General features: G+C 70.9%; 9 protein-coding genes. 1 reads left to right on the top strand and 8 read right to left on the bottom strand.

What is annotated here, in order from left to right; all coding sequences use genetic code 11:
• Window positions 1-1,048: 1,048 nt before the first annotated feature.
• Window positions 1,049-2,635, bottom strand: a complete 1,587-nt coding sequence (gene wsfD, locus ACERZO_RS28080; protein WP_372667751.1) for a glycan biosynthesis hexose transferase WsfD — start codon at window positions 2,633-2,635, stop codon at window positions 1,049-1,051.
• On the bottom strand, window positions 2,632-4,290 hold the full coding sequence (locus ACERZO_RS28075; RefSeq protein WP_372667750.1) for a hypothetical protein: 1,659 nt from the start codon (window positions 4,288-4,290) through the stop codon (window positions 2,632-2,634). Before ACERZO_RS28075 ends, wsfD begins: the two co-directional genes overlap by 4 nt.
• A 151-nt stretch (window positions 4,291-4,441) precedes the next feature.
• On the opposite strand from ACERZO_RS28075, the gene ACERZO_RS28070 reads away from it, so the two are divergent.
• Complete coding sequence (locus ACERZO_RS28070) at window positions 4,442-6,328, top strand: DUF6541 family protein (RefSeq protein ID WP_372667749.1); 1,887 nt, start codon at window positions 4,442-4,444, stop codon at window positions 6,326-6,328.
• A gap of 47 nt (window positions 6,329-6,375) precedes the next feature.
• Here the strand turns inward: ACERZO_RS28070 and ACERZO_RS28065 are convergent, their stop codons facing one another.
• The 6 genes from ACERZO_RS28065 to ACERZO_RS28040 are packed head-to-tail and all read right to left on the bottom strand — an operon-like array spanning window position 6,376 to window position 12,006.
• A complete protein-coding gene (locus ACERZO_RS28065) occupies window positions 6,376-7,344 on the bottom strand; it encodes a lysylphosphatidylglycerol synthase transmembrane domain-containing protein (protein WP_372667748.1) in 969 nt (322 codons plus the stop codon).
• An 11-nt stretch (window positions 7,345-7,355) separates the two neighbouring features.
• Window positions 7,356-8,600, bottom strand: a complete 1,245-nt coding sequence (locus tag ACERZO_RS28060) for an acyl-CoA reductase (RefSeq protein ID WP_372667747.1) — start codon at window positions 8,598-8,600, stop codon at window positions 7,356-7,358.
• Complete coding sequence (locus ACERZO_RS28055; RefSeq protein ID WP_372667746.1) at window positions 8,597-9,649, bottom strand: LuxE/PaaK family acyltransferase; 1,053 nt, start codon at window positions 9,647-9,649, stop codon at window positions 8,597-8,599. The genes ACERZO_RS28060 and ACERZO_RS28055 overlap by 4 nt, the downstream gene beginning before the upstream one ends.
• The gene (locus ACERZO_RS28050) at window positions 9,646-11,040 is read right to left on the bottom strand and encodes an AMP-binding protein (protein WP_372667745.1); all 1,395 of its coding nucleotides are present in this window, start codon (window positions 11,038-11,040) and stop codon (window positions 9,646-9,648) included. Before ACERZO_RS28050 ends, ACERZO_RS28055 begins: the two co-directional genes overlap by 4 nt.
• On the bottom strand, window positions 11,037-11,768 hold the full coding sequence (locus ACERZO_RS28045; protein ID WP_372667744.1) for an SDR family NAD(P)-dependent oxidoreductase: 732 nt from the start codon (window positions 11,766-11,768) through the stop codon (window positions 11,037-11,039). The genes ACERZO_RS28050 and ACERZO_RS28045 overlap by 4 nt, the downstream gene beginning before the upstream one ends.
• A complete protein-coding gene (locus ACERZO_RS28040) occupies window positions 11,761-12,006 on the bottom strand; it encodes an acyl carrier protein (protein ID WP_372667743.1) in 246 nt (81 codons plus the stop codon). The genes ACERZO_RS28045 and ACERZO_RS28040 overlap by 8 nt, the downstream gene beginning before the upstream one ends.
• Window positions 12,007-12,016: the final 10 nt, after the last annotated feature.

Here is a 12,016-nt window from a genome sequence, read left to right as displayed (position 1 = left end):
AATCGCGCGTCAGACGAGCCGGCCACCGAGTCGCGGTGTACCTGGGTCTGGCCACGGTCACACTGCTCAACCTCATCTCCTACGCCCCCGTGCAACCGAACGCGCACGAGAAGGCGTGGGGCGACGCCGCCGAGTACTACGCGATGTCGGTGCAGACCGGCGCCCAGGTCGACAACCCGTTCGCGCTGCGGATGCTCAGCCCATGGCTCGTCCACACCGTCAACCGGTTCACCGGTGTCTCGCTCGACTCGGTGTGGCTGGCGTTCACGTTCGCGCTGGTCCTGGCCGCGGCGATCGTCTTCTTCGAGTTCCTCTGGGTCCGCCTGGACCTGCGGCTCTACACCTCGGCGCTCGCCGCGGTCGCGCTGGCCTGCACATTCTGGTACGCGCCGTACGCGTTCAGCAACCCGTACCTGGTCGACCCGCTGAACAACCTGCTCTACCTGCTCGCGCTGTGGCTGCTGTTCGACCGGCGGCTGATCTGGTTCGCCCTGGTGATCGTGATCGGCGCGATCAACAAGGAGACGACGCTGCTGCTCGCGCCGCTCTACCCGCTGGTGGCGTGGACGCGGTCGCGGTCGCTGCGCGACAAGCAGGTCATCGGCGGCCTAATCGCCGTGGTCGTCGCGGGCGGGCTGTACTTCGCGTTCCGGCTGTGGGCGCAGGCGCTCATCGGCGGCGACTACGGGTTCGGCGCCGGCCAGGCCAACAGCGGCCTGCTGGGCAACATCCGGTTCGCCCTGTCGTCGAACAAGGGCGTGGACCAGGCCGCGCTGTACAGCACGTTCAGCTTCTTCTGGCTGATCTTCGCCTACGGCCTCTACCGCGAGTTCCGGCGCGAGCGAACCCGGAGCCTGCTGCTGGTGTCCAGCGTCTGGCTCGGGCTGTGCTGCCTCGCCGGGCGGCTGGTCGCCACGGACACCCAGCGCGTCTTCGTGATGATGGCGCCACTGGTCATCGGGCTGGTCGCGGTCGTGCTCGACGAGCACCGCGGCGAAGCCCGGCGCATCTGGGTCGGCGTGGTGTTCTTCCTGTACCTCGCGGTGAACTACAAGCTGGCGTCGTCGTCGACGATCTTCCTGGTCGGCTTGGCCGGGCTGCTCGTGTTCGTGCTGCTCGAGGTGCCGCCGTTCTGGCCGAAGCCGTCTGTGGGACGCGTTCCGCCGGTCGACGACGGCCCGCCGACCGAGGAGTTCCTCCCCCACCGCGGTTCGCTCGACCGCGACTGAGGCAGCGCCGCCAGGACGAGCGCGAGCAGGATCGTGAACAGCGCGACGGACTGGTGCTTGACGCCCTCGATGCCGTCGCCGAGGGCCGCGGTGCCGAACTGCGTCAGCGAGACGGCGAGCAGGAACGCCAGCACGACACCCAGCGGCTCGCGCCGCTGCAGCCACGCTCTGACCAGCACGAACAGCCAGATCGGCGCCAGCGCGAGCAGGCCGAGCGGGCTGATCAGGCGGGTCAGCCACGACACGACCGGCACCCGGTACTCCTGCGCGTGCGGCGCGAAGCCGGCCTCCTGGTCGAAGCTGCCGAGGTAGTCCGGGCGGGCGGTCAGCTGGTCGGTCGCGGCCTTGTCCAGCACTTCGAGCGTCCGGCCGGGGTGGCTCGCGAAGTAGCCCAGGACGTTCTCGCGGGTCATCTTGTCGCGGTAGCTCGCATAGAGCGGGTCCATCGTCGCCGGGTGCGGGTGCCACCAGCCGTTGCCCGCGTACTGGGCGAACGACGGCGGCAGGCCGAGTGCGGCGAGATCGGCCTGGGTGTCGTGCCGGCCGTCGACGATGTTCAGGAAGATCGAGTTGAACATGTTGATCTCGCGCGAGTCGTCGCCCGGGAACGCGGTGTACGTGCCGTCGGGCGCGCGGGCGGGTTCGACGCTCTGCTGCGCGAACAGCGTCACGGCGCCGAGGGCCCCGATGACCAGCGTCGCGGCCGCCCACCGCTTCGCCCCGCGCAGCGCGCCCGGCCGGACCAGGAGCACCGCGAGCGCGAGGATCGGCAGGATGATCAGCGTCTGGACCTTGGCGTTGACCGCCAGGACGCCGCCGGCGAACGTCACCGCCAGGCCCGCGTAGCACCACCGGCCCTCGCGTGCGGTCAGCAGCAGGCCACCGGCGATCAGCAGCAGGCCGAGGAAGGCCGCGCCTTCGCCGAGGATCGCCGCGAAGTAGCCGAAGAACGCCGAGTCCGCAACGACCAGCAGGAGCCCCGCCGCCACGGCCAGCCGGACGCGGAGCGGGTACGGCAGGCCGAGCACGATCACCGCGATCGCCGCCGCGGCGATGATGCTGCTCAGCAGGCCGAGCACGACCAGGCTCAGCGTCGCCGGGAAGCCGGCCAGCCGGGCGAGCCCGACGGACGCCTCCGCCAGCCAGCTCTGCGTCAGCAGGTAGGTCGGCCGGCACGGCGGCGCGCCCGGCGCGACGGTGTAGGCGAGGTGGACGAACGGCTCGGGCAGGCCCTTCCAGGTGATCCCGGCGCCGCAGAGCACGCGGCCGCCGTCGCCGTTGTTCGACATCGCGATCGGCCGCGGGACCAGGAACCGCACGACGAAGAGCAGGAACGACGCCCCGAAGACCCCGATCCCGAGCCGGGCTTCGGCACCCAGGCGCGCTTTCGGGACGTCCAGTTTCACGAAGGACAGGGTACGTAGCGGAAGTCCGGGCCCCGGTCGAGGTCCGTGACCACGGCCTTGGCCTCCTCCGCGCGCGGGTAGACGGACACCCAGTAGGGCGTGCCGACGCGGCGGAAGGTGGCGACCTGGTACTTGCCCGCGTAGACCGGGTCGATCGCGCAGTGCTGGCGGTCGGCGAAGCCGCTGTCGGAGGGCACCGCGACGGTCGGGCGGCGGGCGTTGACGACGTAGTCGTAGTCGGTGGCGACGCCGCCGTCGTGCCGGCCGTCGCGGGCGATGTGGTCGTCGGTGCGGCCGAGGACGTCGATGATGAGCAGCTGGCCGCTGCGGGCGGCGAGCGCGCCGGGCGCCGCGGCGCTGACGACCGACCCGGGCGGCAGGTAGTCGCCGAGCCAGCCCCCGATCTCGGTGAGCTCGTCGCCGTGCGCGTGCCAGTCGCGGACGCGGTCGAGCATCTCCGGGCTGAACACCGAGACGAGCACGGCGATGCCGGCGAGCCCGCAGGCGGTCACCGGCACCAGCCGGGTCGCGGCGGGCCAGCTCCTCGGCCGCGGCGACGGCTTGGCCTCGACGTCCGCGGTCAGCACGCCGTAGGTGGCGACGCTCGCGACGGCGATCAGCGGCGGCACGGGGGCCAGCAGCCGCCACGACGGGCCGGGGTCGCCGCCGATCAGCACCGCGGCGGCCGCGAGCCCCAGCGCCGTCGCGAACAGCAGCCAGATCAGGGTGCGCGCCTCGGCGGGTTGGGTGCGGCGCAGCAACAGCGCGACCGCGGCGACCAGCCCGAGCAGCAGGAAACCCTGGTGCGCCAAGGCGAAGCCGGACAGATACGGCCAGCCGGCGTCGACCTGCGAACCGAACGAACCGCCGAGCTTCGCGGCCAGCGGCGCGGGCAGGAAGTGCTCGTAGAACGTCGCCCGCCAGGCCAGCCGCGGGATCAGGAACACGAGCGCGCCGAGCAGGTACCCGACCGGCGCCCACCAGCTGTGCCTCTTCTTCAGCGCGGCCCCGACCAGCCAGAGGCCACCGAGCACGCCGGCCACCAGGCCCTCCGGGCTGGTCATCACGGCGAACGCGACGAGCACGCCGGCGACCACCGGCCGGCGCGCGACGAGCGAGTAGCAGACGGCGAGCAGCAGCAGGACGAACAGCGGGACCTCGGAGCCGGACGGCCCGTAGACGGCGAGGCCGCCGGCGCTCGCGGTGAGCACCGCGGCGGCGACGCCGATCGCCGGCCGCGGCTCGGCACCGGCCGGGGCGGCCGCCGCGACGATCCGGTTGGCCAGGAAGCAGGAAAGGAGGACCGCGCCGAGCGCGGCGACGACCCCGAAGACGACGGCGGTCGTCCGGACGTCGGCGCCGAACGCGGCCCGCGGCAGGGCGATCAGGACCAGCCAGAGGAAGTTCGTGTAGCCCTCGACGCGTTCGCCGGGGTTGAACACCGGGCCGTTCCCGTCGGCGATGTTCTGGGCGTAGCGGAACGACACGAGCGCGTCTTCGGTGACGGTCGCGAACAGCAGCTGGTGCAGCAGCGAAAGACCGAGCGTGAGAGCGAGGACGAAGCCGCGCCAGCCGCGGTCGGTGTCGAGGCGGCCCCAGGTCAGCACCACGATCGCGGCGAGGACCAGCCACGCCACCACGACCGCGTAGACCACCCGGCCCCCTCGTGAAGATCGCTCCGCCCGGCGTCAGTCAAGCAGGGAAACGCACTGGTCAATATAACCCGTTCGGGTATCGCGACGGAGTGTCCCGATCGGACTCCAACCCCGCGACGGCTCGCTGATCGTTGTCGGCTTAGTCTCCACCGTGCTCTCCGTCTGCGTTGCCGTTGCCGTCATCGCCGTCCCGGGCCTCCTGACCGGACTCGCCGCGGGCGTGCGCGGCTGGGCGCTCGCCGGCCTGGCCCCGTTGCTGAGCTACGCGATCGGCGGCCTGACCGGGCCGTGGACGGCGGCCATCGGGTGGTCGTTCACCCCGTTGACGTACGCGGTTTCGACGGTCGTGTTCGCCGCGATCGCTTACGGTGTCCGGAAACTGACGGTCCGCCGCTGGTCGCCCGACCCGGAACCCGGGCTGTGGGACCGGCGCGGGCACCTCGCGGTGGGCGCGTGCCTGCTGTTCGGGGCGGCGGTCGGTTTCTACGCAACCCTGCGCGGCTTGGGCCACATCGGCGCGCTGCCCCAGGGTTTCGACGCCGTGTACCACGGCAACGCCGTCCGCTACATCGCCGACACCGGCGACGGCAGCCTGTTCGGCACGGGGAGCGTGAACTGGTACGGCGACGCGCTGCCGGTGTTCTACCCCAACGCCTACCACCTGCTGGCGTCGGTGACCTACCACCTGAGCGGGGCGTCGATCCCGGCGACGCTGGACGCGAACACGCTGCTGCTGCCCGGTTTGCTGGCGTTGTCGTTGGTGACGCTGGCCCGCGAGTTCCGCGGGCGGGCGGTGCTGGCGGGTGCCGTGGCGCTGACGGCGGTGGCGCCGGTGATGGGCGTCTACGAGTCGATGGACCGCGGGCCGCTGCTGCCGTTCGCGCTCGGCGTGACGCTGACGCCGTTGGCGGCGGTGGCGTTGCGGCGCTACTTGGACCGCGTCGCGCCGGACACGGGGTTCGTGCTGCTGCTCGCGGCAGTGGGCCTGCTGTGCGTCCATTCCTCGACGTTGTTCGGCGGGATCCTGTTCGCGGGCCCGATGCTGGTGCAGCGCTGGCTGTCGTCGTGGCGGCGGATCGGCCGGGACCTGCTGGCGCTGCTGCCGATCGCCGTGGTGGCGTTGCTGGTGGCGTGGCTGCAGTTGTTCGGGGCGCTGGGCCTGGCGACGGGCGACGTCCCGTACTACGGCTGGCCGAGCGAGTGGCGCGCGTCGGCGGCCTTGGGCGCGTTGCTGAGTTTCCAGCACTTCGAGGCGCACCCGCAGATCTGGTTGTCGGTCGCGCTGTTCCTGGGGATCGTGTTCTTCGCGCGGGCGGGGGCGTTGCGCTGGATCGGCCTGACGGCGGCGGTGACGGGCCTGGCGTACATCGCGGTGGCGTCGTCGAACGCGCCGTTGGTGATGACGCTGTCCCGGCCGTGGTGGGACGACCCGTACCGGTTCTTCGCGATGGCGGCGATCCCGCTGTGCGTGCTGACGGCGCACGGCTTGGCGTCGACGCAGGAGTGGCTGCGCGACCACCTCCCGCCGCGCGTGCCGGCGGTGGCGGTCGCGGTGGTGGTGCTGCTCGGTTTCGTGGTGCTGACGAACGGCTTGTACTTCCGCTCCAACGGCGCCCGCGTGTACACGGGCTACCAGGCCGCGGACCTGTCGAAACTGCACGTGACGCCCGGCGAAGAAGCGGCGATGGTGGAGCTGGGCAAGCTGGCGGCCCCGGGCGAATGGGCGATGAACGACCGCTTCGACGGGACGGCGTGGACGTACGCGCTGGCGGGGGTCCGGACCGTCGCGGCGCACTACGACCAGACGTTGCCGCCTTCGGACGCTCGGTTGCTGGCCGAGCGGTTCAAGGACTACGAGACGGACCCGGCCGTGCGGGCGGCGGTTCAGCGGCTGAACGTGCGGTGGGTGATCCTCGGGACGCCGTTGCCGCCTCCGGCGGAGCCGTACCAGCCCGGATTGGTGGGGCTGGCCGGGAAGCCGTTCTTGAAGGAAGCCTGGCGCAATGCGGACGCGGTGATCTACCGGCTCGTGCCCTGAGTTGTCCACATGTGCGCAACACCTGTGGACAACCGGTGGACAACTCCTCAGGCGGACGCGACCGCCGGGCGGGTCGAGCGGGCCGCGACCGCGGCCATGCCCGCCGTCAGCAGGTCCGCCACCGTGAACATCACCCGGGACGCGACCGCGAACGCCGTGGCCTGACCGACCGTCAGCCCGCTCGCCGTCAGGACCGCGACCTGGGCCACCTCGCGGACGCCCACGCCGCTGGGGAGGATGAACGCGAACGTGCCCACCGTCATCGCCACGGCCATCGCGCCGACGCACAGCACGAAGCCGCTGAAGCCCGGCGTGCCCACCGAGTTCGCCAGCAGCCACAGGTGGATGCCCTGGAGGCACCACGCCACCGTCGAGGCGCCGAAGACCTTGCCCACGACCTTCCAGCCCAGCGGGTGGGCCAGCGGGGGACGCCGGAGGATCCGCAGGACCAGGGACGTTCCCCAGGTCAGGATCTTCGGGTGCAGCATCGCCAGGCCGACCGGGATCAGCACGAACAGCCACAGCGCGCGGGGGCTGTTGCTGAACACCGCGGGCGCCGCCAACAGCGACACCACCAGGGCCGACACCACACCCACGCCGAGCTGGATCAGGGAGCCCGTGAAGATCCGCGCCCGGGCCAGGCCCGCCTTGCGGCCCAGCTCCATCTGCAGCAGGTACGCCCAGACCGAGCCCGGCACGTACTTGCCGAGCGAGCCGACCAGGCAGATCTGCGCGCCCCGGGCGTAGCCGATCGGCTTGCCCAGGTCGTCGACCATCACCTGCCAGCCCCAGGTCGACACCATGATCGCCGCGACCAGAGCGAGCAGGCTCAGCAGGGACGACTCCCACGCCACGTCGCGCAGCGTGTGCCAGAACTCGCCCCAGTTCGAGGCCAGCTGCTTCGCCGCGAAGCCGATGACCAGCAGGATCGCGACCCAGCGGACGACGTCGAGGATCTTCCCCTTGGTGGACTTCGGCTGCTTACCGGCAGCCGGCAAGTCCTCAACTGTCGTCATCGACGGTCTCCTCAGGCCTGCACTGTGACCAGGCGGCTGAACTCGTGGAGCAGATCGTAACCGTCCCAGACCGCGGAGAACGTCAGGGCGCTGCCGAACGGCACGATCCGGTCGACGCCGCGGCCCGCCAGCTCGTGCGCGAACGCCGTCAGCTCCTCCGCCGAGAAGCCGAACTGGCTGACCGTCTGGTCCTTGCGCAGGACGATCGGCACCAGATCGGACAAAGAGGACACTCGGGCGTTCGCGAACGTGCCCGCGCCGAGCCATTCGCGCGGCAGGATCGCCGGGTCGGTCAGCTCCAACGTGGCCAGTCCGTTGCCGTCGAACGCGATGTCCTTGACCAGCCCGTCGACCGCCGCGCCGTACGCCGAGACGCGCTTCTGGACGGCCATCGCCGGCTCCGTGACGTGCTGCTTCGTCTCCAGCACCGCCGCCAGCAGCGTCCGGAACTCCTGGCCGGCCTCGCGCGCCCCGGACTCGTCGCCGACCCAGAACACCGCGCGCGGCGACGAGCAGGCGGCCTGGTCGAACCAGTACGAGTCGTTGTAGAAGCCCTCGGCGGCCGCGCGGCGCTCCGCTTCGGACGCCCGCTGCCAGCCGGCGACCGACGCGACGGCGAACGACGAGCGGTCCGGGAACGTCAGGTCACGCGCGTGCGGCGCGAGGGGGTACTTCCGCAGCGCCGCGACCGAGCCGTCGCCGCCCCAGATGACGCGCAGGTCTGCGGCCAGCGACAGGGCGCCGCTCACCTCGTCGCTGCGGTCGTAGGTCACCATGCGCTGGGTGGCCGTGATCGCTTCCGCGACCGAAGCGTCCACTTCGGACAGTGCCGCGTTCAGCGCTTCCAGCACCGCCTCCGCGGCCCCGGCCGAGCGCGACGACACCCGCACGACGTTGTGGTTGCCCGCCAGCGCGGACAACGCCCACGAGTAGACGAAGATCGTGTCGACGTTCGCCGGCGGCACGTGGAACACCAGCCCGCGCGGGAACCGCAGCGTGTTGCCCGTGGTGTCCAACGTGGACAAGGCCTTGGCGATCTCGCCCTTGCGCAGGAAGAAGCCGAGCGACGCCAGCTCCGGGTACCGGCGCGCGGTGGCCGGCGCCAGCAGCTTGCGGGCGAACTTCGTGATGAACTCGACGACCCGCGGGTCGCCCACGCGCAGCCGGCCGCCCGGCGGTGCGGCGCGCAGCTCGTCGACCAGGTCGCTCACGGAAACCGCATCCGACAAGGGAAAACGCTGAGTCAGAGAAGTCACGCCGCCGCTCCCGAGAACGTGTCCGAGCACCCGCGGGCCTCGGCCTTCGGCAGCCGGCCGAGCACGGAGAAGTGCTTGCCCGGCCAGTCGCCGTCGTCGATGCCGTTGTAGACGCCCAGGTCTTCGGTGAGCAGCACGTGCCCCGGGTACGACGTCGGCAGCGTCGAGACGACCTCGATCACGCCCGGCTCCCCGACCGGCTGCTCTTCCCACGTCTCCGGGTTGCGGATCACGACGTCGGCGAAGTCCGGGCAGTACAGCGAGTTCCCGGACGGGCCTTCGAGGAACACGGTGCCGATCTGCTCGATCATCCCGTAGTAGTTGTGGATCCGGGTGAGCCCGGTGTCCTCTTTGAACCGCCGCCGGAACTCGGTGTTGTCGACCGCGCGGTCGATCAGCTTCTTCCAGCCACCGCTGTGGATCAGGATCCCGTTCGACAGGTCGAGGTCGTGGTCCCGCGCGACCTCGTAGAGGTACAGCCAGACCATGAACGTGAAGCCGAAGATCAGGAACGGCTTGTCGCCGTACTCGGCCAGGAACTTCCTGACGGCCTCGACGTCCGGCTTGTCGTTCTCGTCGAGCACGTACGTGTGCTTGCGGCCGAAGTTCGCCATGCCCAGCACACCGGCGCCCCGCGCGGAGAACGACCGGCGGTTCTTGATGATGCCGATCGTGTCGACCATCAGCATCGGCAGCCGCTCGCCGCCGAGGACCTCCTGCAGCGTCGCGCCCAGCTGCTTGGTCTGCGCGCCCGCCGACTCCTTGTCGAGGTAGATCCGCGAAGCGCCGGCGCCGGTGGTGCCCGACGACGTCAGCGTCTTGAAGACCTCGCTGTCCGGCACGGACTTCAGGTCGTGGGTCTTGAACATCCGCACCGGCAGCCACGGCAGGTCCGCGATCGTGGCGAAGGACGCGGAAGGCGCGATTCCCAGCGACGACAGGATGCGCTCGTAGCCCTCGGAGTTCGCCCGGTGGTGGGCCGTCAGCGAGGCGAGTTCGGGCAGCAGCAAAGCTTCCCGGTCAGCCTGCGACCGAGTGAACACGCTCATACCCTCGCCTCCAATGACCGGTAGTCGATCTTGCCGCTGGCCAGCAGCGGCACGGTGTCGATCGGGCGGACGTCGAACCCGCTGGCGTGCAGGTGCAGCCGCTCGGACAGCGCCCGCGACGCGTCCTTGCAGATGTCCTTGTCGACGCCCTCGGCGAACAGCACCACCTTGTCGCCGGCGGGCACCGCCGCCACCACGTCGATCCCGACCGCCGCCGTGCGCGCGGCGTGCTCGAGGTCGTCGAGGCTGACGCGGTTGCCGAACACCTTGCCGATGCGCTTGAGCCGCCCGGTGATGAACAGGTACCCCTCTTCGTCGAGGTACCCGAGGTCACCGGTGGCGAGCACGCCGCCGCATTCGTCGCCCTTGGCCAGGCCGGACTCGTCGTCCGCGTAACCCAGCATCACATTGGGCCCACGGTAGACGACCTCACCGACAATTTTCGGGTGCGTGGTCTCCGAGCCGTCGTCGCGGCGGACCGTGAACTTGCCGCCCGGCAGCGCCGGCCCGGCGGAACCGAGCTTTTCGGCCAACTTTTCGGCGGGCACCGTCGTCATCCGCGGCGCCGCCTCGGTCTGGCCGTACATGACGTACATCCGGCCGCCGACCGCGAGCATCTTCTCGTTGAACTCGGCGACCAGCTCGTCGCGCAGCTTCCCGCCGGCCTGCGTCAGCGTGCGCAGCGTCGGGTACTTCGCGGGGTCGAACTTGAGCCGCCGCAGCATTTCGTAGTGGTACGGAACACCCGAAAGCGACGTGACGCCGTAGGTGTTCACCGCGTCCCAGAAGCCGCGGCCGAGTACACCGGACGCTTCGATCACGACGGTCGCGTCCCGCACCAGGTGCGAGTTCAGCACCGACAGGCCGTAGCTGTAGTGCAGCGGCAGGCAGGTGGGCGCGACCTCGTCGGCGTCGATGTGCAGCACCTGCGCGATGGCGTCGGCGTTGGCCAGGACCGCCTGGCGCGAGAGCCGCACGAGCTTCGGGTTGCCGGTGGACCCGCTGGTCGGCAGCAGGACGGCCAGGTCGGGGTGCGGCTCCACGCCCTCGGCCGAGTCGCGGACCCAGTCGGCGCCGCGCACGGTGTAGCCGGCAGGCGCGTCGCCGGACGCGGCCAGCACCGCCGCCGGGCGGAACCGCGCGACCAGCCCGGCCAGCACGTCCGCGTCCAGCGCGGGGTCGATCAGCGCGATCGCCCGGCCGGATTCGAACGCGCCCAGGTAGGTCAGCACGCTCGGCAGGTCGACCGACATCCGCGCGAAGACGACCCCGACGGGCAGCGCCGCCAGCGCCTCCATCGAGCGGCCGACCTCGGCCGACAGTTCCGCGCCCGCCAGCGTGCGGCCCCCGGCCACATCGACCAGCCGGGCTCCCGCACCCAACAGCGTCACAGCACCAAGCCTCCGTCGACGCCCAGCACCTGCCCGGTGATGAAGGACGCCTCATCACTCACCAGGAACCGGATTGCGTTCGCCACGTCTTCCGCCCGGCCCAGGCGTCCGAGCGGCGTCTTGCCGGTGTTCTCCGCCTTCGCGTCCTCGCTCAGGCCGGCGGTCAGGTCGGTCTCGATCACGCCGGGCGCGACCGCGTTGACGCGGATGCCGGACCGGCCGAGCTCCTTCGCCGCCGAACGCGCGATGTTCGCCACCGCCGCCTTCGAGGCCGCGTACACCGTCTGGCCGGCGCTCCCGTACTCGCCGACGATCGACGCGAGCACGACGATCGAGCCGGTCTTCTTGCGCATCATCGCCCGGGCCGCGGCCTGGACGGTGTGCAGCGTGCCGGCGACGTTCGTGCTCAGCGTCGTGTCGACGAGCTCTTCCTTGATCATGCCGAGGAGCGCGTCCTCCATGATCCCGGCGTTCGCGACGACGACGTCGAGCCTGCCGTGCTCCTTCGCGACCCCCCTGACCAGCGACGACACCGCTTTGGCGTCGGTGACGTCGAGGGCGAGCCCGGCCGCGGCACCCGCCGCCGAAGCAGCTTCCTTGGCGCGAGCTTCGTCACGTCCGGTCAGCACCACCGTCGCGCCGGCCTCGACCAAAGCGCGGACGGTGGCCAGGCCGATCCCCCGCGTCCCGCCGGTGACGAGCGCGACGCGGCCCGACAAATCAGTCATTCTTCGCCTGCAGCTCGGTCACCATGTCCACGGCGACCTTGAAGCTCGACATGTCGATCACCTGGTCGGTGTCGAACTCGACGTCGAACTCGTCCTCGATGGCCGCGACCAGCGCCATGTGGCCGACGGAGTCCCACGCCTCGATGTCGCGGTACTTCAGGTTGTCGACGTCCACATCACCGTCGAGGTCCAGTGCCTCGACGAAGACCTCGCGCAACTTGGGGGCGACTTCAGACATCTGCATAGCT

Origin of the sequence: Amycolatopsis kentuckyensis, assembly GCF_041679295.1 — a bacterium.
Lineage (GTDB): Bacteria > Actinomycetota > Actinomycetes > Mycobacteriales > Pseudonocardiaceae > Amycolatopsis > Amycolatopsis kentuckyensis_A.
Note: the sequence above shows the minus strand (reverse complement) of the source record. Positions and strands in the feature narration are given on the sequence as shown.

What these genes read in the sequence shown, in the direction of transcription:
- ACERZO_RS28065 (WP_372667748.1), bottom strand. Translation starts at nt 7,344, where the DNA reads ATGACGACAGTTGAGGACTTGCCGGCTGCCGGTAAGCAGCCGAAGTCC.
- ACERZO_RS28045 (WP_372667744.1), bottom strand. Translation starts at nt 11,768, where the DNA reads ATGACTGATTTGTCGGGCCGCGTCGCGCTCGTCACCGGCGGGACGCGG.
- ACERZO_RS28055 (WP_372667746.1), bottom strand. Translation starts at nt 9,649, where the DNA reads ATGAGCGTGTTCACTCGGTCGCAGGCTGACCGGGAAGCTTTGCTGCTG.
- ACERZO_RS28040 (WP_372667743.1), bottom strand. Translation starts at nt 12,006, where the DNA reads ATGTCTGAAGTCGCCCCCAAGTTGCGCGAGGTCTTCGTCGAGGCACTG.